This window comes from Rhodococcus sp. IEGM 1370, assembly GCF_033142325.1.
Classification (GTDB): domain Bacteria; phylum Actinomycetota; class Actinomycetes; order Mycobacteriales; family Mycobacteriaceae; genus Rhodococcoides.
Window position 1 is genome coordinate 493423 of sequence record NZ_JAWLRY010000002.1, and the last position, 22199, is coordinate 515621.

General features: G+C 65.0%; 19 protein-coding genes. 15 read left to right on the forward strand and 4 right to left on the reverse strand.

The genetic code is table 11. The annotated features are described in order from the left end of the window. Window positions 1-12 precede the first annotated feature (12 nt). The 5 genes from R4P47_RS05540 (at window position 13) to R4P47_RS05560 (ending at window position 8888) form a co-directional block, all read left to right on the forward strand. Window positions 13-1524 carry an APC family permease gene (locus R4P47_RS05540; RefSeq protein ID WP_317784229.1) on the forward strand — a complete coding sequence of 504 codons (1512 nt, stop codon included), beginning with the start codon at window positions 13-15 and terminating at the stop codon, window positions 1522-1524. 12 nt (window positions 1525-1536) lie between these two features. Beyond that, a complete protein-coding gene (locus R4P47_RS05545; RefSeq protein ID WP_317784230.1) occupies window positions 1537-3084 on the forward strand; it encodes a GMC family oxidoreductase in 1548 nt (515 codons plus the stop codon). Then, window positions 3074-4996 (forward strand): putative nucleotidyltransferase substrate binding domain-containing protein, encoded by a 1923-nt coding sequence (locus tag R4P47_RS05550; RefSeq protein ID WP_317784231.1) that lies wholly within the window; start codon window positions 3074-3076, stop codon window positions 4994-4996. The genes R4P47_RS05545 and R4P47_RS05550 overlap by 11 nt, the downstream gene beginning before the upstream one ends. A gap of 24 nt (window positions 4997-5020) precedes the next feature. After that, the gene (locus tag R4P47_RS05555) at window positions 5021-7699 is read left to right on the forward strand and encodes an MGH1-like glycoside hydrolase domain-containing protein (RefSeq protein ID WP_317784232.1); all 2679 of its coding nucleotides are present in this window, start codon (window positions 5021-5023) and stop codon (window positions 7697-7699) included. Window positions 7700-7781: 82 nt separating this feature from the next. After that, entirely contained in the window at window positions 7782-8888 is a 1107-nt protein-coding gene (locus R4P47_RS05560; protein ID WP_094642078.1) for an alcohol dehydrogenase catalytic domain-containing protein, read from the forward strand. 24 nt (window positions 8889-8912) lie between these two features. Here R4P47_RS05560 and R4P47_RS05565 read toward each other — a convergent pair whose 3' ends face one another. Then, complete coding sequence (locus R4P47_RS05565; protein WP_317784233.1) at window positions 8913-9701, reverse strand: ABC transporter ATP-binding protein; 789 nt, start codon at window positions 9699-9701, stop codon at window positions 8913-8915. Between the two features lie 91 nt (window positions 9702-9792). Between R4P47_RS05565 and dapB the strand changes: the two genes are divergently transcribed. The 3 genes from dapB to R4P47_RS05580 are packed head-to-tail and all read left to right on the forward strand — an operon-like array spanning window position 9793 to window position 11480. Continuing rightward, window positions 9793-10551 carry a 4-hydroxy-tetrahydrodipicolinate reductase gene (gene dapB, locus R4P47_RS05570; RefSeq protein WP_068050716.1) on the forward strand — a complete coding sequence of 253 codons (759 nt, stop codon included), beginning with the start codon at window positions 9793-9795 and terminating at the stop codon, window positions 10549-10551. Between the two features lie 50 nt (window positions 10552-10601). Next, window positions 10602-11021: a hypothetical protein gene (locus tag R4P47_RS05575; protein WP_068050722.1), complete on the forward strand. Its 420-nt coding sequence runs from the start codon at window positions 10602-10604 to the stop codon at window positions 11019-11021. A gap of 6 nt (window positions 11022-11027) precedes the next feature. Next, entirely contained in the window at window positions 11028-11480 is a 453-nt protein-coding gene (locus R4P47_RS05580) for a flavodoxin family protein (protein ID WP_317532420.1), read from the forward strand. A 95-nt stretch (window positions 11481-11575) separates the two neighbouring features. Here the strand turns inward: R4P47_RS05580 and R4P47_RS05585 are convergent, their stop codons facing one another. After that, window positions 11576-12019 (reverse strand): hypothetical protein, encoded by a 444-nt coding sequence (locus R4P47_RS05585; protein WP_262498347.1) that lies wholly within the window; start codon window positions 12017-12019, stop codon window positions 11576-11578. A 136-nt stretch (window positions 12020-12155) separates the two neighbouring features. Here R4P47_RS05585 and R4P47_RS05590 point away from each other — a divergent pair, with 136 nt between their 5' ends. From R4P47_RS05590 to zwf, 3 genes are all read left to right on the forward strand, one after another. Then, window positions 12156-13517, forward strand: a complete 1362-nt coding sequence (locus R4P47_RS05590; RefSeq protein WP_068050714.1) for an OFA family MFS transporter — start codon at window positions 12156-12158, stop codon at window positions 13515-13517. Window positions 13518-13665: 148 nt separating this feature from the next. Continuing rightward, complete coding sequence (locus R4P47_RS05595; protein ID WP_317784235.1) at window positions 13666-14874, forward strand: winged helix-turn-helix domain-containing protein; 1209 nt, start codon at window positions 13666-13668, stop codon at window positions 14872-14874. A 64-nt stretch (window positions 14875-14938) separates the two neighbouring features. Then, the gene (gene zwf, locus R4P47_RS05600; RefSeq protein ID WP_317784236.1) at window positions 14939-16393 is read left to right on the forward strand and encodes a glucose-6-phosphate dehydrogenase; all 1455 of its coding nucleotides are present in this window, start codon (window positions 14939-14941) and stop codon (window positions 16391-16393) included. A 5-nt stretch (window positions 16394-16398) separates the two neighbouring features. Here zwf and R4P47_RS05605 read toward each other — a convergent pair whose 3' ends face one another. Beyond that, the gene (locus tag R4P47_RS05605) at window positions 16399-16878 is read right to left on the reverse strand and encodes a hypothetical protein (RefSeq protein WP_317784237.1); all 480 of its coding nucleotides are present in this window, start codon (window positions 16876-16878) and stop codon (window positions 16399-16401) included. Between the two features lie 140 nt (window positions 16879-17018). On the opposite strand from R4P47_RS05605, the gene thyX reads away from it, so the two are divergent. The 3 genes from thyX (at window position 17019) to R4P47_RS05620 (ending at window position 20642) form a co-directional block, all read left to right on the forward strand. Next, window positions 17019-17771, forward strand: a complete 753-nt coding sequence (thyX, locus tag R4P47_RS05610) for an FAD-dependent thymidylate synthase (protein WP_068050707.1) — start codon at window positions 17019-17021, stop codon at window positions 17769-17771. Window positions 17772-17871: 100 nt separating this feature from the next. Further along, a complete protein-coding gene (gene dapA / locus R4P47_RS05615) occupies window positions 17872-18780 on the forward strand; it encodes a 4-hydroxy-tetrahydrodipicolinate synthase (RefSeq protein ID WP_032377140.1) in 909 nt (302 codons plus the stop codon). Between the two features lie 107 nt (window positions 18781-18887). Then, window positions 18888-20642, forward strand: coding sequence for a ribonuclease J (locus R4P47_RS05620; RefSeq protein WP_037189531.1), 1755 nt, complete (start codon window positions 18888-18890; stop codon window positions 20640-20642). Window positions 20643-20673: 31 nt separating this feature from the next. Here the strand turns inward: R4P47_RS05620 and R4P47_RS05625 are convergent, their stop codons facing one another. Further along, window positions 20674-21453, reverse strand: coding sequence for a sulfite exporter TauE/SafE family protein (locus R4P47_RS05625; protein ID WP_094614466.1), 780 nt, complete (start codon window positions 21451-21453; stop codon window positions 20674-20676). A 95-nt stretch (window positions 21454-21548) separates the two neighbouring features. Between R4P47_RS05625 and R4P47_RS05630 the strand changes: the two genes are divergently transcribed. Next, window positions 21549-22172 (forward strand): TIGR03085 family metal-binding protein, encoded by a 624-nt coding sequence (locus R4P47_RS05630; RefSeq protein WP_269593683.1) that lies wholly within the window; start codon window positions 21549-21551, stop codon window positions 22170-22172. Window positions 22173-22199: the final 27 nt, after the last annotated feature.

Genomic DNA, 22199 nt, shown 5'->3' on the forward strand with positions numbered 1-22199 from the left:
AAGGCCAGGCGCATGGCACTACTGAACGACAGTTCGAGCGGAATGGACGACTTCGGCTACAAGGAGTCACTCGATCGAAGCCTCGGCAAATTCGCCAGCTTCGCTGCGGGCGTCAGCTACATCTCCATTCTCACCGGTACGTTCCAGCTGTTCTATTTCGGATTCGGTGCGGCCGGACCGGCGTATCTGTGGTCGTGGCCTGCAGTGTTCGTCGGTCAGCTCTGCGTGGCACTGTGCTTCATGGAACTGGCCGCGAAGTATCCGGTAGCGGGTTCGGTGTACAACTGGGCGAAACTGTTGGGCCGCAGAATCGTCGGATGGTCTGCGGGCTGGTTGATGCTGACGGCCTCGATCGTGACGCTGTCCGCCGTGGCGCTGGCATTGCAGCTGAATCTGCCCCGTATCTGGAGCGGATTCCAGATCATCGGTGACGGTTCCGGTGCCAGTGATTTCGCGGCCAACGCGGTGCTGCTCGGTGCGATCCTCATCGCCATCACCACGACGATCAATGCGCTCGGGGTCCGGCTGATGGCGATGATCAACAGCGCAGGAGTGTTCATCGAGCTCATCGCGGCCGTGTTGATCGCGATTCTGCTCGCGGCCAACATCAACCGCGGCCCCGAGGTGTTCTTCTCCACCAACGGCTACGGTGCCGGTGAGAGCGGCGGGTACCTCGGAGCCTTCCTGGTGGCGTCGTTGGCGTCGGGCTACGTGATGTACGGCTTCGACACTGCGAGCTCGCTCGGAGAGGAGACCGTCGAACCCCGGCGTACCGCGCCGAAGGCCATCCTGCGCGCCATTCTCGCGTCGTTCGTCATCGGTGGAGCCATCCTGGTGTTCGCCGTCATGGCCGCGCCGGACCTCAACGATCCGTCGCTCGGCAGCCCGGACGGCAGTTTGCAGTCCATCGTCGAAGCGGTGATGTGGGGCCCACTGGGCACCGTCTTCCTCATCTGCATCGTCATCGCGGTCTTCGTCTGCTCGCTGGCGGTGCACACCGCGGCGATTCGGCTCACGTTCGCCATGGCGCGAGACAACGCGCTGCCCTTCGGTGAGAGTCTGGCCAAGGTGAACCCGAAGACCCAGACCCCGGTGGTGCCCGCAGTGACCATCGGCGTGCTGGCCATCGTCATTCTCGTCGTCAACATCGGTCAGCCGCAGATCTTCACCGTCCTCACGTCGATCGCGATCATCATGATCTACCTCGCGTATCTGATGGTCACCGCGCCGCTGTTGGTCAAACGAGTCAAGGGTGAGTGGCCGCCGGAGGACCTGAAGCCCGGCGGGTACTTCACGATGGGCAGGTGGGGCCTGCCGGTGAACATCGCGGCAGTGGTGTGGGGCGCAGGGATGGCGATCAACCTCGCCTGGCCGCGCGAGGCCGTGTACGGAACCCCCTGGTACAACACGTTCGGTGCGTTCGTCTACATCGGCGGCATTCTGGGCGTCGGCCTGCTGTGGTACGCAGTCAAGGGACGCAAGCACATCGGCACTCTGAAATCACATGCCTCCACGGGCGACTAGAAGGAGCGTGCAGTGACAGACACCCAGTTCGATTACGTCGTCGCAGGTGGCGGGACGGCGGGGTGTGTCCTCGCTGCTCGGCTCAGCGAGGACCCCTCCGTCAGTGTCTGCCTCGTCGAAGCAGGGCCGACCGACGTCGGCGACAAGGCAATTCTCGAACTGGCGGAGTGGATGCATCTACTCGACTCCGGCTACGACTGGGACTATCCCGTCGAACCGCAGGAGCGCGGCAACAGCTTCATGCGGCACGCGCGGGCGAAAGTGCTCGGTGGCTGCTCCTCGCACAACTCCTGCATCGCCTTTCACCCGCCGGCGGAAACCCTCGACGATTGGGCGGCTGCGGGCGCGACGGGATGGGGCGCGTCGGACATCCTTCCGCTCGTCGCGCGAGTCGAGAGCAACGACACCGGTCGTGGACAGGACGGGCCGGTGCGGATTCGCGACGTGCCACCGAACGATCCGTGCGGTGCGGCAGTGCTCGAATCGGCCGCCGGGATAGGTCTTCCGACGGTCGCATTCAACCGCGGAACGCCGGTACTCAACGGTGCCGGCTGGTTCCAGATCAATGCGGGCGAAGACGGCTTGCGTATGTCGACCTCACACGCCTACCTGCATCCGATCATCGGCACGCGCCCCAACCTGGAGGTGCGAACCGACTGCTGGATCAGCGAGATTCTGATCGACGAATCGCTGACCGCGACCGGAGTGCGGTACCAACGCCCCGATCTCACCGGTTACGACACCGTCTCGGCGCGTCGCGAGGTGATCGTCACCGCCGGTGCCATCGGCACGCCGAAGCTGTTGATGCTCTCCGGAATCGGACCGGCGGCACAGTTGCGGGAGATGGGGATCACCGTTCGGGTCGATTCACCCGGAGTGGGCGAGAATCTCGACGACCACGTCGAGGGGCTGGTGTTCTGGGAGGCGAGCAGGCCGATGGCCACCACGTCCTCGCAGTGGTGGGAGATCGGAGTGTTCGCGCAGACCGACGAGTCGCTGAACTACCCGGACATCATGATGCATTACGGCAGCGTGCCGTTCGACATGAACACCCTTCGTTGGGGCTACCCGACCACCGACAACGGTTTCTGTCTCACGCCCAACGTCACCCAAGGGCGCTCCCGGGGCACTGTTCGGTTGCGCAGCAGGGATTTTCGCGATCGGGCAAAGGTGGATCCTCGCTACTTCACCGACCCCGACGGCCACGACGACGCGGTGATGCTCGCCGGTCTGAAGCTCGCTCGTCGGATTGCCGCGGACGGTCCGCTCGCTGGCTGGATAGAACGAGAGCTTGCTCCCGGACCCGATGCTGTCACCGACGACGACCTGCTGGACTACGTGCACAAGACCCACAACACGGTCTATCACCCGGCAGGCACAGCGCGGATGGGATCGGTGGACGACACCATGGCCGTGCTGGATCCCGAGTTGCGCGTCAAGGGCATCGCGCACCTGCGCGTGGTCGACGCGTCGGCGATGCCGAAGCTGCCGTACGTCAATCCCAACATCACGGTGATGACCATGGCGGAGAAATGCGCCGACCTGATCCGTGGCGGATAGATCGGAGCTGGCCGATTTTCTCGGCGCGCATCCACCGTTTCAGGGCGCGCCACCGGCAGTCCTGGCCGAGCTGGCTGCGTCGGCCGTCGAACGCGAGTACGGCGGTGGGGCATGGGTTGTGGACCCTCCGCGGACCGACGTCTCGACAGCTGCCGACACTGTATGGGTGGTGCGCACCGGGCGCGTGGTGATCACGCACCCGGATGCGACCTCTCCCACCGAGGTGCCGATCGACACCATCGGGCCCGGTGGTGTCTTCGGCTTCTCGGCTCTGCTGTCCGGCGGAACCGTCGAATTCCGTGCGCGAGCAACGGAACCGAGCATCGTGATTCGATTGCCCGGCGAGCTGATTCGGCCGTTGTTCGCGACGCCGACCGGCTTGGCGTTCCTGGCCGACGCCGTCACCTCGGCCACCGCGCACCGCGGCGGGCCGATCGAGGGGAGCGCGGGCCGCACCGTCGGTGAACTGCTCTCGGCCCCAGCGGTGTTCACGCCCGTCGGCACCACCGTTCGAGATGCCGTCCGGCACATGACCGAGCAGGGCAGCTCCTACGTTCTGGTTCCGCTGCGTGGTTCTCGCCACGGCATCTTCACCGACCGCGACCTCCGAATTCGGGTGGTGGCCGCCGGGATCGGCGTCGATACTCCGATCGAGAAGGTCATGACCTCGCCTGCCGAGACCGTGACGGCGGACCGGTTGGCCGGCACGGTGCTGATGGACATGCTCGAGCGAGGCCTGCGGCACATGCCTGTGGTGTCGACCCGCGGTGAGGTACTCGGCGTCGTCGAGGATTCGGATCTGCATGCCGCGTCCACCCGGCGCAGTTTCGTGGTCCGCCGAGCTGTGGCATCGGCCTCGACCGCCGCCGAACTCGCCGACGCAGGCAGGCTCGTGCCCCGCCTGGTGGTGGATCTGTTCGAGGGCGGAACCGATGCGATGGCGGTCAGCGCGATACTCTCCGTCGTGGTCGACAGCCTCGTCCGCCGGGCCGTCGAGATCGAATGGACCGCACGACCGGACGTGCCGCGTGACCACTTCGCCTGGATCACCCTCGGCAGCGTGGCGCGTCGAGAAGCGATGCCCTCCTCGGACGTCGACAGTGCATTGACCTGGGCGGATTCCACCGCAGATCCCGATGTGCGAGGGACATCGAACGCGGTGTCGTGGACCCGCGACGAGGCGTTGATGGACTTGGCCGCCCGTGTGCACGTGAGCCTCGACGGTGCCGGATTGCCGTCGGACACCAACGGAGCGGTCGCGAGCTCGCCCCGATTCGCACGCTCGGCCGGTCAATGGGAAAGGGCCGCGGCCCATTGGCTCAGCAACCCGTTCGGCGAGCGTGGCAATCCGGCGGAAGACTCCGGCCTCATCATGTCCTCGTTGATGATCGACGGCAGAGTGGTGTGGGGCCCGAAAGAACTGCACACGGTGCCCGAGGCCTACCGGCGACTCCTGGTCGATCACCCCGACGCCCTGCGGTTGCAACTGCGGGACGCCCTCGCCGGACGGGCTCGGCTGCGATCGCTTCGAGACGTGCTGGCTCGGCGCGGCGGCACGTTCGACCTCAAGGCCCATGCCCTGACGCCCATCGTCAACCTCGCTCGGTGGGGTGGGCTGTCGGTCGGCATGGCATCGGCCTCGACCCCCGCGCGGCTCGCGGCGGCGTCGGGCAACGGCATGCTCTCCGAACGAGATGTCGCCGCACTGTCCGAGGTGTTCGAGCTGCTGCAGCGGCTCCGACTGTCGCATCAGATCGACCAGATCACGGCCGGCCACCGACCCGGTGACGTGCTGATCATGGCAGATCTGTCACCTCTGGAGCGGAGTCTGCTCACCGACGGCATCCGCGAGATCGCCGCGGTGCAACGACGCGTCGGGTATCTGGCGGCCAACGTCGGCGTGCATCGATGACCGGCAACGACCAGACTGTGTGCCGTGACCACCAATCCCGTGAGCGTTCCCATCCCGTCCACCGTCGAACACCATCGGTTGGCGGAATCGCCCGGGGTCAGTGGACCGTGGCGTCAGTGGGGCCCGTACCTGGCGGGGCGCCAGTGGGGCACGGTGCGCGAGGACTACTCGGAGGACGGTAATGCCTGGGCGTCGTTTCCGTTCGATCAGGCGCACAAGCGCGCCTACCGCTGGGGCGAGGACGGTATCGGCGGAATCTGCGACCGCTTCGGGTTCCTGAACTTCTCGTTCGCACTGTGGAATCGAAAGGACCCGATCCTCAAGGAACGGTTGTTCGGCCTCGCCAACGAGGAGGGCAATCACGGCGAGGACGTCAAGGAATACTTCTGGGCCGTCGACGGAACACCGACGCACAGCTGGATGCAGTGGCTCTACCGCTATCCGCACGCGGAGTATCCGTACGCTCGCCTGCGGGAAGAGAATGCTCGACGCGGACGTGACGACCGCGAATACGAGCTGGCCGACACCGGCATCCTCGACGAGAACAGATTCTTCGACGTTCAGGTCACGTACGCCAAGGCCTCACCCGACGACATCTGCATCACCATCTCGATCACCAACCACGGCCCCGAGGCGGCATCGGTCGATCTACTGCCGCACCTGTGGCTGCGCAACACCTGGTCGTGGGGACGCGACGACCGTGGCGGCACACTGGCCCAGCTGACCCCACCGGACCTGATGGCAGGTGGACTCGAAGCCATCGCCGTCGACCACGGATTTCTCGGTCGCTACTACCTCAGTGCCGAGGGAACGCCGGCAGTTCTGTTCTGCGACAACGAAACCAATGCCGAGGCTCTGTGGGGGCAGGAGAACATCTCGGCGTACCCCAAGGACGGCATCGGCCGCCGAGTCGTCGACGGGGAGCTCGACGCGGTCAACCCCGAGCAGACCGGAACGAAGGCTGCGTTCTGGTACCGCTTCGACGACATCGCCCCCGGTGCAACGGAATCGGTCCGATTGCGGTTGTCGCCCAACCGGCCGGACGAGCAGACATTCGGGGCCGGATTCGATGCCGTCCACGCCGACCGGCAGGCCGAGGCCGACGAGTTCTACGGCGCCGTGATCGGAGCCGACCTCACCGATGTCGACCGGCATGTCGCGCGGCGCGCCTACGCCGGTTTGCTGTGGACCAAACAGCTCTACCGATACGACGTGGAGGAGTGGATCGAGGGCGACAAGGTCGGCGCTCCGGCTCCGGACTCGAGGCAGGACCCGGGTGGACGCAATGCGCACTGGCGTCACCTGGCGTTGGCCGATGTGATCTCGATGCCCGACGAGTGGGAGTACCCGTGGTTCGCGGCCTGGGACCTGGCTTTCCACGCGATTCCGTTGGCGCACGTGGACGCCGATTTCGCCAAGGAACAGTTGGTGCTCATGTGCCGGGAGTGGGCCATGCACCCCAACGGCCAACTGCCCGCGTACGAGTGGGAATTCGGTGACGTCAACCCACCCGTGCACGCGTGGGCGGCATGGCACGTCTATCGCATCGACGGCTACCGCGATCGCGAATTCCTGGTGCGGGTGTTCACCAAGCTGCTGCTCAACTTCGCCTGGTGGGTCAACCGAAAGGACTCCGAGGGCTCGAACATCTTCGAGGGTGGATTCCTCGGCATGGACAACATCGGACTGTTCAATCGATCTGCCCCACTGCCACCCGGATTTCGGCTCGAACAGTCGGACGCGACGAGTTGGATGGCGTTCTACTGCCAGCAGATGTTCAAGATCGCGCTGGAACTCGCGCGACACGACAGCGCCTGGGACGACGTCGCGACCAAGTTCTTCTCGCACTTCCTCTCGATCGCCAAGGCAGTGAACTCCTTCGGATCGCAGCATATTTCGCTGTGGCACGAGGAGGACGGCTTCTTCTACGACGTCCTGGTTCAGCCCGAGGGCGATGCGGTCCCGATGCGCGTGCGGTCCATGGTGGGACTGCTGCCCATCCTCGGTGCCACCGAGATCCCACCGTGGGTCGAGGAGGAATGTCCCGATCTCACCGCTCGCCTGCGCTGGATTCAACGCAGGCGACCGGAGATGGTCAGCCCGCTGCTGGCTCGGCGTGAGGGCGGCGAGGTGCGCATGCTGCTGACACTCGTTCAACCCGAACGGCTCAAGCGCATCCTGGCTCGCATGTTCGACTCCGAAGAGTTTCTGTCGCAGTTCGGGATTCGATCGCTCTCGGCCTCGTACCGCGAACCGGTCACGTTCGACGTGGACGGCCGGAGCCTGTCCATCGAATACGAGCCGGGGGAGTCGCGCACCGGAATGTTCGGGGGCAACTCCAACTGGCGCGGTCCGGTGTGGTTCCCGGTGAACGTACTGCTGGCCGACAAGCTGCGCGCCTACGGCCGGTACTACGGCGACTCGTTCACCATCGAGATCCCCACCGGCTCGGGCAACCATCGCACCCTCACCGATGCCGCCGATCTCATCGACAACGGTCTCGCCGGGCTGTTCCGACCGGTGGACGGCAAGAGACCCGCCGACGGCGAGCGCATCGAATCCAGCCTCGACCCGCTGTGGAGCGTGCACCCCAGCTTCAACGAGTACTTCGACGGAGACACCGGCGAGGGACTGGGGGCCACGCATCAAACCGGGTGGACGGCACTGGTTGCGCACCTGCTCAGGCCCCGTCTGCCGCTGTAGTGCGCTGCGCGCAGTGGTGCGCTTATGTGCCCCCCACGGCACTTTTCCACACCACTGCGGCGGAGCCGCATAGTCTGGCGGGATGAAGATTCGCGGCGCAGTACTCGAAGAAATCGGCCGATCTCGTCCCTTCGCGGACTCGCATCCCATCACCGTCTCCGACCTCGAGCTCGGCTCGCCGGGCGAGGGGGAGCTGCTGATCAGAATCGAAGCCGCGGGACTGTGCCACTCGGACCTGTCGGTCGTCGACGGCAACCGGGTTCGTCCGGTCCCGATGTTGCTCGGCCACGAGGCCGCAGGCCGCGTCGAGGAGGTCGGCGCGGGCGTCGACGACATCGCGGTCGGCACCCGCGTCGTCATGACATTCCTGCCACGCTGCGGCGAATGCGCCGGGTGCGCCACCGACGGCCAGATGCCGTGCGTCACCGGCAGCGCGTCGAACAATGCCGGGACACTGCTCGGCGGAGGCATCAAGTTGCACCGTGACGGGGAAGAGGTCAAGCATCACCTCGGAGTTTCCGGATTCGCCACACACGCTGTGGTGAGCCGAAAGTCGGTGGTTCCGGTCGAGGACGACATCCCCGCCGATATTGCAGCGGTCCTCGGTTGTGCGGTACTGACCGGCGGTGGCGCTGTGCTCAACGCCGGTACTCCGAAGCCCGGACAGTCGGTGATGGTGGTGGGCCTCGGCGGAGTAGGTATGGCAGCGGTTCTGACGGCCGTATCGGTGGGTGCCGGTGAGGTGATCGGAGTCGACGGGGTGCCGGACAAGCTGTCCACCGCAACCGATCTCGGTGCAACGCAGGTGTATTCGCCGGCCGAGCTCGCCGAGAAGGGAATCAAGGCCGACATCGTCATCGAGGCGGCAGGCAACGCCCGAGCCTTCGAAACTGCAGTCGCTGCAACGGCTCCCGGCGGCAAGACCATCACCGTCGGTCTCCCCGCACCGGACGCCCGCTCGTCCATCTCACCGCTGGGCCTGGTGGCCGAAGCCCGCACGATCATCGGCAGCTACCTGGGCTCCGCTGTACCGGCTCGCGACATCCCGACCTACGCACAGATGTGGCGTGAGGGACGGCTTCCCGTCGAGAAGCTGATCTCGTCGAGAATCACGTTGGACGAGATCAACCGCGGCATGGACGAATTGGCCGACGGCAACGCGATCCGTCAGGTCATCGTATTCGACTGAGTTTCAGCTGTCTTCGACCGAGCATCAGCGGTGGGCCGCCGTGGCGACCCACCGCCCGCGTTGCTTCGAGATCTCGATGGGATGGTCGAAACACTCACTGATGTTGTCGGTGGTCAGTACCACGTCGACGGCTCCTTGTGTCTGCACTCTTCCGTCGCGGATGAGGAGGGCATGGGTGGTCGAGGTCGGAATTTCCTCGAGGTGATGAGTCACCAGAATGCTGGCCAGGGTCGGGTGTTCGGCCCGCAACGAGTCGAGTGCACTCAGAAGTTGTTCGCGGGCAGCAAGATCGAGCCCGGTGGCAGGCTCGTCGAGCAACAGCAGCGCCGGGTCGGGGAGTAGGGCGCGCGCGATGAGCGCTCGGCCTCGTTCGCCCTGCGAGAGCGTGTGCCACGACGCGTCGGTGCGATGGGCGATGCCGAGGGATTCGATCAGACGGTGAGCGCGGGCGATCTGGTGGTTGTCGGCCGACCATCTCGGGACCAGATCCGGAGTGTTGGTCAGCCCGGTCAGCACCACCTGGAACAGCGTCAGCGGAGCCTCGATCTTCAACCGCGGGTCGACGTGGCCGATGTGCGTCCGCAATTCGCGCATGTCCACTCGCCCGAGGCGATGGCCCAGAACGTGCACTGCGCCGTGCGTGGGATGGACGAGCGCGCCGAGCAAGCTGAGCAAGGTGGATTTGCCCGCGCCGTTGGCACCGAGCAACACCCAGTGCTGACCCTCCTCGACCCGCAGCGTTGCATCGCTGAGCAGGTATCGCCCGCCACGGACGAGATCGACTCGGTCGGCGAACAGGACGCTGGATGGCACCGGACGACCGTAGCTGCTGGGACGGATCGTGGAGAAGTAGGCTCTGAGGTCGGTAGAACCGACAAGACGACGAAACGAGTGTGGGTACGACGTGAGTGCAACGGCACCTGTTCGAGTAGGGGTACTGGGGTCACGCGGCAAGGTAGGGCAGGCCATCTGTGCCGCCGTCGAGGCAGCCGAGGATCTCGAGCTCGTGGCGACCGTCGACCAGGGCGATCCGCTGGCGAACTTCGTCGATGCGAACGCCCAGGTGGTCGTCGATTTCACGCACCCCGACGTGGTGATGGACAACCTGCAGTTCCTCATCGAGCAGGGCATCCATGCAGTGGTCGGCACCACCGGATTCGACGAACGGCGGCTCGAGCAGGTTCGCGAATGGTTGGCGGGATCGCCGCAGACGGGTGTACTGATCGCACCGAATTTCGCCATCGGCGCGGTGTTGTCGATGCGATTCGCGCAGCAGGCCGCCCGGTTCTTCGACTCGGTCGAGGTGATCGAACTGCACCACCCCAACAAGGCCGATGCGCCGTCGGGCACGGCGTACCGCACCGCTGCGCTGATTGCCGAGGCACGCGCCGCGGCCGGCACTCCGGCGAGCCCCGATGCGACGACGACCGAACTCGACGGCGCACGTGGTGCAGATGTGGACGGAGTGCGTGTGCACTCGATCCGGCTCGCGGGACTGGTTGCGCATCAAGAGGTTCTGCTCGGCACGCAGGGTGAGACACTGAGCATTCGGCACGATTCGCTCGATCGCACGTCCTTCGCGCCCGGTGTGCTTCTCGGAGTCCGCGAGATCGCCGGACGACCGGGGTTGACCGTCGGCCTCGATCCGCTGTTGGATCTGTGAGCCGATCGACGGTGAACAAAACGACGAAGGTGCTCGCCATCCTCGCGGTGATGGTGCTGATTCTCGGCTTCTACTTCTTTCTGCTCGGCCAGCGCGGTGTGACGCTGATCCAGAACGGTGGCGTGGCGAGCATCTCCCTGGGGATCGGGGTGCTGCTGCTGCCGATACTCGGGTTGTGGATCGTGTGGGCCACCCTCAAAGCCGGCTTCGACCACCAGCGGCTGGCCTCACGCATTCACGAGGAGGGCCTCGAACTCGACGTCGCGGATCTTCCGCGCAGGCCGTCGGGTCGAATCGAACGTGATGCGGCGGACGAGTTGTTCCAACAGGTCAAGACCGAGTGGGAGAAGGATCCGGACAACTGGCGCAACTCCTACCGGTTGGCTCGCGCCTACGATTACGCCGGTGACCGTGGACGGGCCCGCGAGACGATGAAGCGTGCTGTGGCACTCGAACGGGACGAGAACTGACCTTCGATGACGCGCACCCTGCTGGTCGTTCATCACACCCCGAGCCCGCTCACCCACGAGCTTCTCGAGGCAGTTCTCGACGGCGCTCACGACCCCGAGATCACCGGCGTGGACGTGCGCAGTGTGCCTGCTCTCGGCGCGACCGTTCCCGACGTACTCGGTGCCGACGGCTTTCTCTTCGGAACACCGGCGAATTTCGGATACATGAGCGGGGCTCTGAAACACTTCTTCGACACCGTGTACTACCCGTGTCTCGGTGCCGTTGCCGGAAAGCCCTACGCTGCTTGGGTTCACGGCAACGACGACACCGTGGGTGCCGGACGGGCGATCGAGAAGATCGCGTCGGGCTGGGGTCTGGAGAAGGTGTTCGGCACCCTGCACGTCGCCGAGAGCGGCAAACCTGCACGTGAACGCTGCTACGAACTCGGCGGAACCGTTGCGGCGGGGTTGTCGATCTGAGGGCTTCCTCTCGAGCTCCTTCGGTTGCCCACACACCCGACCCGAGAGATGCGACGTAGCCGACGCGCTGAGGTCCCTAGTGGCGCGTTACTGATTCAGTCGGAGTCGGCGGGGGAGTCCGGGCGCAGGATGTCGTCGGCCGGGATCGGCAGCGGAATCTCGAGCAGGCGCTCCGGCCAACTCGGATACGCGGGCCTGATCCACACTCGATTGTCGTCGAGTTGCGTCATCAGCACCCGCCGCCACGGCCAGTCCTCCTGCGGTGCACTCAGATCGGTCTCGGATTCGAGTGGCAGGGGTGCCTTGGTCCAATGTGGAGCCGACAGCGATGCCAGACCGCGATCCTCGAGCTGGGCGATCGCAGTCTCGATCGGCACGCCGTGCGCAACGGTGATGCCGGCGGGATTGACGGCATCGACGGTGTAACCGTCGTCGTATTCGTCCTGTGCACTCGTGTCGTGGGCGACGGTCCACCCGATCACCTCACCGTCGGAGGCTCGTCTCACCGGCAATCTGCTGCGCCACCGCTCGATATCCACTGCCGCGAGGATACGCGGCCAGAAAAGTGAGTTCGGTGAAGAAACTATTGGCAGTTGTGAGCGAGCAGGGCGCTACACGTGTTTGACTGCAGGAGATACTGCACGCTTGTACCGCTTTCTATCTCAAGGGATTTCGATGACCCTCCGCATTCTCGATCGCTCCGCCATCGTCGCGACACCCGAGTGGAGCCGCTGGTTGATACCCCCGGCCGCGCTGTCCATTCACCTCGCGATCGGATCCGCCTACGCCTGGAGCGTGTTCAAGAACGCCATCTCGCAGCCCGACGCACTCGGGCTCAGCGGCACCGTCACTGCCATTCCGTTTCAGCTCGCCATCGTGATGCTCGGCCTGTCCGCGGCGATCTTCGGAACCCGCGTCGAGAAGAACGGTCCGCGGTGGGCTATGGCCGTCTCCCTGGTCTTCTTCGTCTCGGGACTGCTGCTGTCCGCGCTCGGCATGGCCCTCGGACAGTTCTGGCTGGTGATCTTCGGCTACGGGTTCGTCGGCGGTATCGGCCTCGGAATCGGCTACATCTCACCGGTCTCGACCTTGATGAAGTGGTTCCCGGACCGGCCGGGCATGGCCACCGGTATCGCGATCATGGGCTTCGGCGGCGGCGCACTCATCGCGTCGCCCCTCACCAGCCAGCTGATGGTGAACTTCGGCGGGTTCACCGACGGGTCCATCGCCAAGACGTTCCTCACGCTCGGCGTCGGATACGCGGTGTTCATGGCACTGGGAGTGGTGCTGATCAGAGTGCCGGCCGAGGGATGGACCCCGGCCGGATGGACCCCGCCCGCGTCCTCGGCGATGATCTCGACGCACAACGTCTCGGCCGCGAACGCAGTGAAGACTCCCCAGTTCTGGCTGCTGTGGGTCGTCCTGTGCTTCAACGTCACTGCCGGAATCGGCATTCTCGAGCGCGGATCGGGCATCTATCAGGACTTCTTTCCCGACGCGACCTCGCCCGAATCTCTCGCCGCTGCGGCTGCCGGTTTCGTCGCGTTCCTCTCCCTGACCAACATGATCGGACGGTTCGTCTGGTCCTCGGTGTCCGACGTGGTGGGGCGTAAGAACATCTACCGGATGTACCTCGGTGTCGGCGCTCTGCTGTACCTGTACATCGCGTTGTTCACCAACACCAACAAGATCCTGTTCATGGTCTCGGCCTTGCTCATTCTCTCGTTCTACGGTGCGGGATTCGCCACGGTTCCGGCCTATCTCAAGGACCTCTTCGGTACGTATCAGGTAGGCGCGATCCACGGACGACTCCTCACCGCGTGGTCGGTGGCCGGTGTCCTGGGGCCGCTGATCGTCAACGCCATCGCCGACGCCGGAGAACCCGGAACCACCGGCCGATACCTACCGGCGTTCTACGTGATGATCGGTCTGCTCGTGGTCGGCTTCCTTGCCAACGAGGCGATCAAGCCGGTCGCATCGAAGTACCACGAAGCCGATCCGGCGAAGGCCGCGACGACCACAGGAGCGAAGGCATGAGCGGCGGACGCAAGCAGGTCACGATGGCGGTCGCATGGGCGTGGGTTGCCGTGCCGTTCGCCTACGGACTGTACGAACTGATCCTCAAGGCGGCGAACCTGTTCAGCACGTGAGTCGACGTGTCGGTGGGCCGTGACAGGCTGGTTCGATGCAGGAGATGAGTGCCGCCGCCGCGCGTCGTACCGCCCTGGCCGCCCAAGGGCTGGCGTCGAGGCGGTCGCGTACTCGGCCGGCGAGCAAGGCCGCGGTTCACGCAGCCATCGACACCACCGGACTGTTGCAGATCGACTCCGTGTCGGTGGTGGTGCGGGCGCACTACGCACCGGTGTTCAGCCGCGTCGGTGCCTACGATCGCACTGTCGTCGACGACGCCGCATGGACCGACACTGCGCGTCGACCTCGTCGAATGGTGGAGTACTGGGCCCACGAGGCCGCATTGCTGCCAGTGGAGGACTGGCCGCTGATGCGATGGCGAATGGAGCTGTATCGAAACGGGCGGTGGGGCGGAGCTGCTCACATCCTCGATCGCGAACCGACTCTCGTCGACGACGTCCTCGCGGTGATCGGCGACATCGGTGCGGCCAGCGCGGGTGAGATCGAGAAGCACCTCGAGCTGGACACCCGCGGTCGTAAAGGTCCCTGGTGGGATCGCAGTGATGTCAAGGTCGTCTGCGAACAGCTGTTCGCGGCCGGCGTGGTGACCGTGCCGACACGGACGGGATTCGTGCGCCGGTACGAGCTCAGCGAACGGGTGATCCCGGAGAACGTTCTGCACAGGCGCGTCGACGAACCGGACGCTGTACGGCAACTGATCGAAAAGTCCTCTCGGGCATTGGGAATCGGTACCGAGCCGGATCTGAGGGACTACTACCGGCTCTCGCAGAAGCAGGCCAAGGCGGCGATCGGCGATCTCGTCGAGGACGGCGTACTCGAACAGGTGACCGTCCGAGGCTGGAACGCACCGGCATACCTGCACCGCGACGCCAGGACTCCGCGAACGGCCACCGCCGCCGCACTGCTGTGCCCGTTCGATCCGATGATCTTCTTTCGGCCCCGGGTGCAGCGAATGTTCGACTTCCACTACCGAATCGAGATATACACCCCACAGCACAAGCGAGTTCACGGCTACTACGTGTTTCCCTTTCTGCTCGACGGGCATCTGGTGGCTCGCGTCGATCTCAAGGCAGTGCGAGCGCAGTCCGAACTGCACGTGATCGCGGCCTACGTCGAAGGCGACCGCAACGCCGGTGACATTGCGCCTCGACTACGAGACGTACTGCGGGAGATGGCGGATTGGCTCGAACTCGAACGCGTGGTGGTGGGGGACCGGGGAGACCTCGTCGCCGCACTGCGATGACGTCGGTCGGGGGTTCGATTCTGCCGAAGTGCAGGTCGGCAGAATCGGTGTCACTATTTCCAGTGTGACTTCGCGCCGGACAGACACCGCCCCCGAACTCCCACCCCAGGTCGTCGTCCTGTTCGGGGCGACAGGAGACCTGGCCAAGCGAAAACTGCTGTCCGGGATGATGCATCTGGCGCTGTCCGATCTCGCACCGAACATCCGGGTGGTCGGCACATCTCTCGAAGAGATGTCGACCGACGAATTCCGCGCTCTCGCTCGCGAATCGATCAACACCCACTCGAGTCGCAAAGTCGGCGACGAGCAATGGAATCGTTTCGCCTCGCGACTGACCTACGTGTCGCAGCAGGCAGGACCGGCGGCGTTGGGGGAGGCCGTGGCCGAGGCCGAGATCGACCTCGGAGGAAGCGCCGAACGGCTGCACTACCTGTCTGTTCCGCCGAGAGCTGCTCTGGCAGTGGTGGATACGCTCGCATCGGCAGATCTGGTGAAGCGCTCCCGAATCATCATGGAGAAGCCGTTCGGCACCGACCTCGAGAGCGCGATCGCGCTGAACGCTCGGGTTCATCAAACGTTCGACGAGGATCAGGTCTTCCGGATCGATCACTTCCTCGGCAAGGAACCCGCTCAGAACATCCTGGCCTTCCGGTTCGCCAACGGGTTGTTCGAGCCGATCTGGAACCGCAACTTCATCGATCACGTCCAGATCGACATCCCGGAGAAGCTCGCACTGGACGGCCGAGCCGGATTCTACGAATCCACCGGCGCGTACAAGGACATGGTGGTCACGCACCTGTTCCAGGTGCTGGCATTCATGGCCATGGAACCGCCGACGGCGCTCGAACCCCGCGCCATCAGTGAGGAGAAGAACAAGGTCTTCCGATCCATGCTGCCCCTGGACCCGAAAAACGTTGTGCGAGGGCAATACTCGGGATACCGATCAGAAGAGGGCGTAGCCCCCGACTCCGATACCGACACCTTCGTGGCTCTCAAGTGTGAGATCGACAATTGGCGCTGGGCCGGTGTGCCCTTCTATCTGCGCAGCGGTAAGCGACTCGCCGAAGGGCAGCGCATCATCTCGATCGCCTTCAGGGAACCACCGAAGAGCATGTTCCCGGCCGGCTCGGGCGTGGGAGCGCAAGGTCCCGACCACCTGACCTTCGACCTCGCGGACGCCTCGAAGGTCTCGCTGTCGTTCTACGGCAAGCGGCCCGGTCCCGGTATGCACCTCGACAAACTCAGCATGCAGTTCGCGATTCACGAAACCGAACGAGTCGGAGACGTGCTCGAAGCCTACGAACGGCTGATCCTCGACGCCATGTACGGCGACCACACCCTGTTCACCACGGCCGAGGGCATCGAGCGGCTGTGGCAAGTGTCGCAGCCGCTGCTCGCCGATCCACCCCCGGTCCGGTCGTACGCACCGGGGTCGTGGGGGCCCAATGCAATCCATCAACTCATCGCCCCACACGCGTGGCGGTTGCCCTTCGAGCGGGAGTGGCGCGAGAAGAAGTAGGCCGATCAGTTGTTCCAGCCACGGTCCTTGCGCATCTGATCACGCAGTGCGCCCTGAACTGCCTGCGACAACCACGAATTGAGCGACACTCCGCTGTTGTTCGCGGCGTCCTCGGCCCGTTCCTTGATCTGCTCGACCAATCGCAGCGTCACCCGTCGGACCTCACCGGACACGTCGTCCATGGTCGGGTAGTCCTCGGTGACGGGCTCTGCCGGATCGCCGTCGTGCAGACCGGGCAGCGGGCCGTCGCGTCGAACATCGGCGTGCGCCTGCGTACCGTCGAGGCGAACGGTGACCGTATGACCATCCAGGTCGTTCGATACCTCTGCCGCGAAGTCCGACAGTGCCGTGAGCAGCATCAATCTGGCCGACGCCTCCGCCGTCTTGCCGAGAGCTTCGGCCGTCTGGCGAGTGTGCTCGTCGCCCAGAGCGGCCGCCGCGAGTAGATCCGTGCGCAGCGACGCGATGTACTTGTCCAGTTCCATGACGCCAGTGTGGCGTCATATTTGACGTCGGTCAAGCGTGCCTGGTGACGTCATGTGGCGGCACCGTGACGCCATCGTTCGCGGGGCATCGGTGCCGCGTTTAGGGTTGTGCGGTGTCAGCAGAAAACGAAGGTAGAGCTGTGCCGCGGACGGTTGCGCTGAAAGTGCAACTGGTCGCCCGAACCGAGTTCGTTCCGCCCGTCGACATTCCCTGGGAAACCGACGCGGACGGCGGGCAGGCATTGGTCGAGTTCGCCGGTCGTGCCTGCTACCAGAGCTGGTCCAAGCCCAATCCTCGGACCGCGACCAATGCGTCGTATCTGCGTCATCTGCTCGACGTCGGACACCTGTCGGTTCTCGAGCACGCGAGCGTGAGTTTCTACATCACCGGAATCTCGCGATCGTGCACACACGAACTGATCCGGCACCGGCACTTCTCCTACTCGCAACTCTCGCAGCGATTCGTTCCCGAACACGACGCCAACGTGGTTCTTCCACCGGCTGTCGAAGGAGATCCCGAGCTCGAGGCGCTGTTCGCGTCTGCGACCGAGGCGAGTCGGGCGGCCTACACCGAACTGCTCGGTGCGCTGGAGGGGAAACTGGAATCGGTCACCAACGCCGCTCTACGGGGCAAACAGGCGCGGCAGGCGGCTCGGTCGGTGTTGCCGAACGCGACCGAGACACGCGTGGTGGTGAGCGGAAACTACCGGGCATGGCGGCATTTCGTATCGATGCGTGCCTCCGAGCACGCGGACGTGGAGATTCGACGCGTTGCCGTCGAATGTCTGCGTAAGCTCGTGGGAGTGGCTCCCGACGTGTTCGGCGACTTCGAGATCTCGACGCTGCCGGACGGCACGGAAGTCGCCCGCAGCCCGTTCGTGACCGAGGTCTGAGTACGAGGTTCGGTTGCGGCGCAGACCGGGTATGGCTAGACGGTGTCGGCGGGGAGTCCCGCTGCGCGAGAGTGGGCAAAGCACCGGGTAATCTGCTGCCATGACCTACGGTGACGCCGCTCCTTCCGTTGCGCCTGTGTTCGGTACGGTGCTCACCGCGATGGTGACCCCGTTCACAGCAGACGGCAAGTTGGATATCGATGCGGGCGTTCGGCTGGCACATCATCTCGTCGAGCAGGGCAACGACGGACTGGTTCTGGCCGGCACGACGGGCGAGTCGCCGACCACCACCGAGAACGAGAAGCTCGAACTGCTTCGCGCAGTGATCGCCGCGGTCGGTCATCGGGCACGCATCATCGCCGGAGCCGGCAGCAACGACACCGCACACAGCGTCGAGCTGGCCCGTGACGCCGCCCGTGCAGGCGCACACGGTCTTCTGGTCGTCACCCCGTACTACTCACGGCCACCGCAGGCCGGTCTGTACGCGCACTTCACCGCGGTCGCGAACGCCACCGACCTGCCCGTGATGCTCTACGACATTCCGCCGCGGTCGGTCGTTCCCATCGAGACCGAGACGTTGCGTCGACTCGCCGAGCATCCACGGATCCTCGCGGTCAAGGACGCCAAGGGCGATCTGAACGCCGGCGCCGAACTGATCGCGTCGACCGGGTTGCAGTTCTACTCCGGCGACGACCCACTGAACCTGCCCTGGCTCTCGGTCGGAGCAACCGGCTTCGTCAGCGTCATCGGCCACCTAGTTCCGGCTCGCCTCCGCGAGCTGCACACCGCCTTCATGATGGGCGACATCGCGCGTGCTCAGGCGATCAACGTCAGCCTCATCCCGGTCATTCGTTCGGTCGCGCGCCTCGGCGGCGTCAGCGCATCGAAGGCCGGCCTTCGCCTCATCGGAATCGATGTCGGCGAACCACGACTTCCCCAGGTGCCACCGAGCATCGACCACATCGAATTGCTCGCAGCAGAGCTGCGGGCGGCAGGAGTTCTTGTATGACACGACCGAACAGATCGCGCGGACGCGCAACCCGAAACGCCGGACCCCCCTCCGAGCGTCCGGCCCCGAAGCAGGGCCAACCGGCAGGGGCTCGGCAGGGAAAGCCGATGGTGCAGAACTCGGCGCGCACTCAGCGTCCCGACAAGCGTCGTGAATTCGATCCGACCGAGCGTCTCGGCACACCGCCGAAGGCCCCGTTCAAGGGCCTCCGAGTGGTCGCACTCGGTGGCATCGGCGAAATCGGTCGCAACATGACGGTGTTCGAGCACCAGGGCAAAATGCTGATCATCGACTGCGGCGTGCTCTTTCCCGAGGATCAGCAGCCGGGTGTCGACCTGATCCTGCCCGACTTCCGGCACATCGAGAATCGCATGGCCGACGTCGAGGCCGTGGTCCTGACGCACGGTCACGAGGACCACATCGGTGCTGTCCCGTTCCTGCTGCGCCTGCGTCCGGACCTACCCGTCGTCGGATCCAAGTTCACCCTCGCGCTCGTCGCGGCCAAGTGTCGTGAGCACCGATTGCGGCCGAACCTCGTCGAGGTCATCGAGGGCCAGCACACGCAGCACGGCCCGTTCGATTGCGAATACTTCGCGGTGAACCACTCCATTCCCGATGCGCTCGCCATCGCCATCAGGACCGATGCCGGGCTGGTGCTGCACACGGGTGACATCAAGCTCGATCAGCTGCCGCTCGACGGTCGTCTGACCGACCTGGCCGGCTTCTCCCGGCTCGGCGACGAGGGTGTCGACCTCTTTCTGGTCGACTCCACCAATGCCGAGGTGCCCGGATTCGTCACGCCGGAACGCGAGATCGGCGGAGTACTCGACACCGTCATCGGCAAGGCGAAGCAGCGCGTCATCGTTGCGTCGTTCGCCAGCCACGTGCACCGCATTCAGCAGGTCATCGACGTCGCCGAGCGGTACAACCGCCGCGTGGCGTTCGTCGGCCGGTCGATGGTCCGCAACATGCAGATCGCTCAGGATCTCGGCTACCTGCGTGTGCCCGACGGCCTCGAGGTCAATGTCGACACTGCCGCAACGCTTCCCGACGACCGGTTGGTGCTGATCTCCACCGGTTCGCAGGGCGAGCCGTTGTCGGCGCTGTCCCGGATGGCTCGCGGCGAGCATCGACAGATCAACGTCAAGGCGAACGATCTCGTGGTGCTGGCGTCCTCACTCATTCCCGGCAACGAGAACTCGGTGTTCGCGGTGGTCAACGGCCTCGCCAAGCGGGGTGCGACCGTCGTGACGCAGCAGAACGCAAAGGTTCACGTCTCGGGCCATGCGTCGGCGGGAGAGCTGCTCTACCTCTACAACGCCGTTCGGCCCACCAATGCCATGCCGGTACACGGCGAGTGGCGTCACCTGCGCGCCAACGCGGCGCTGGCCAAGGCGACGGGTGTACCCGAGGAGCGAGTGGTGCTGGCCGAGGACGGCGTGGTGGTCGACATGGTCGACGGTCTCGCCGAGATCGTCGGACAGGTGCCCGTGGGGCACGTCTACGTCGACGGCCTCTCTGTCGGTGACGTCGGCGATTCGACGCTGTCCGACCGACTGGTGCTGGGCGAGGGCGGTTTCATCGCGATCAGCGTCGCCGTCGATTCGGCCACCGGTCGTGCGGTGACCGCACCCGAGGTGTCCGGTCGCGGATTCTCCGACGATCCGGCTGCACTCAAGGAAGCCGGTCAACTCGTCGAGTCGGAGTTGCAGCGTCTGGCGTCCGACGGCGTGTCCGATACGCACCGCATCGCGCAGGCAGTGCGTCGTGTCGTCGGTCGGTGGGTGGCGGACAAGTATCGCCGCAAGCCGATGATCGTTCCGACGATCATCGCGGTCAAGCCACAACCGCAGTCGAACTAGGCGCTCCCACATCCGAACTGGACGCGATGGTCTAGACGAGCAGTCTCCAGAGTCCGATCAGACCGAGGACGACGATGGCACCGCGCAGGGCCGCCGGCGAGAGCCGGCGGCCGTAGCGCGCTCCGACGGCTCCACCGATCAGCGAGCCGACCGCGATCAGTCCCGCTGCTTGCCAGCTGATGTCGTCGAAGCGAAAGATCGTGTACGTCACCGCTGCAACGACATTGACGACCAATGACAGAAGATTCTTGGCTGCGTTCATCCGCTGCATGGTCTCGGGGAGCAGCGCTCCCATCACCCCGATGAGCAGGATGCCCTGTGCGGCAGTGAAATAGCCGCCGTAAATACCGACCAGCAGAGTGCCGCCGGTGACCAAGGCCATCCGGGTACGGCTGATGTGGTTCGCGGCCTTGCCAGCGGCTTCCGATCGCCGCTTGGCCCAGGCCTGGATTCTCGGTTGTGCGACAACGAGAATCAGCGCGCCGATGAGCAACACCGGAACCACTGCGGCGAACACGGTTTCGGGTAGATGGAGCAGCAGCCAGGCACCGCCGAGCGCGCCCAAGAACGAGGCAGGCAGCTGCCACCGCAGTCGATGCCATTGTCCACGCAACTCTCGGCGATAACCCCACGTACCCGAGACGCTTCCCGCCACCAGGCCCACCGCATTGGACATGGTGGCGACCACCGGGGGATAGCCGAATGCGACCAACGTCGGAAACGTGATCAGCGTCCCGGAACCGACGACGGCGTTGATGGCTCCGGCTCCGAGTCCGGCGAGCAGGATGACGAGAATTTCCGATACCGGCACTGTTGGGAGGCTACCGACGCCGCAGGTGCATCGAACATCGGGGAGTGTGGGGCGGCGGGATGCCGTCGGATCGCTCGGGACGTACCGTGGACCGCGTGAGCCTCGCCCAGGATGAACGTTCCCAACTGGTCCAGACCCTTCTCGACGTGGGTCCCGATGCGCCGACGCTGTGCGGAGAGTGGACCGCAGCCGATCTGGCGGCACATCTCGTCGTCCGGGAACGACGCCTGGACGCCTCGCCCGGCATATTTCTCTCTCCGCTCGCGGGATACACGGAGCGCGTGCAGCGATCCGTTGCGAACAAACCGTTCACGACGGTGGTGGAGGACATACGGACGGGGCCGCCCATGTGGTCGCCGTTCGCACTGCTGGACCCCCTGATCAATCTCGGTGAGATGTTCGTTCATCACGAGGATCTGCGCCGGGCAGGCGAGAGCTGGACTCGACGAGTGTTGCCCGCCGCGGTGGAAACGCGCCTGTGGCCGCAGGTTCGGTTGATAGGCCGGGCCGGACACCGTTCTGCGCCGATTCCGGTTCACGTCCGCACCCCGGACGGCCGCATGGCCACGTTCAAGGGTGGATCGGGCCCGGGCGTGACCGTGGTGGGGGAGCCGTCGGAACTGCTGCTCTACGCGTTCGGGCGCGATCAGATCGAGGTGCTGTACGAGGGTTCGGCGGACGACGTGGCTGCCGTGAAGGCACTCGATCTGAGCTTCTGACACATTCACCCTCGCTGTTACTGGTGT

Bases quoted from the DNA above. Each gene is read 5' to 3' on its own strand.
- R4P47_RS05540 (WP_317784229.1), top strand. From the start codon at position 13: ATGGCACTACTGAACGACAGTTCGAGCGGAATGGACGACTTCGGCTAC.
- R4P47_RS05560 (WP_094642078.1), top strand. From the start codon at position 7,782: ATGAAGATTCGCGGCGCAGTACTCGAAGAAATCGGCCGATCTCGTCCC.
- R4P47_RS05575 (WP_068050722.1), top strand. From the start codon at position 10,602: ATGGTGCTGATTCTCGGCTTCTACTTCTTTCTGCTCGGCCAGCGCGGT.
- R4P47_RS05580 (WP_317532420.1), top strand. From the start codon at position 11,028: ATGACGCGCACCCTGCTGGTCGTTCATCACACCCCGAGCCCGCTCACC.
- R4P47_RS05590 (WP_068050714.1), top strand. From the start codon at position 12,156: ATGACCCTCCGCATTCTCGATCGCTCCGCCATCGTCGCGACACCCGAG.
- R4P47_RS05595 (WP_317784235.1), top strand. From the start codon at position 13,666: ATGCAGGAGATGAGTGCCGCCGCCGCGCGTCGTACCGCCCTGGCCGCC.
- R4P47_RS05605 (WP_317784237.1), bottom strand. From the start codon at position 16,878: ATGGAACTGGACAAGTACATCGCGTCGCTGCGCACGGATCTACTCGCG.
- dapA (WP_032377140.1), top strand. From the start codon at position 17,872: ATGACCTACGGTGACGCCGCTCCTTCCGTTGCGCCTGTGTTCGGTACG.
- R4P47_RS05620 (WP_037189531.1), top strand. From the start codon at position 18,888: ATGGTGCAGAACTCGGCGCGCACTCAGCGTCCCGACAAGCGTCGTGAA.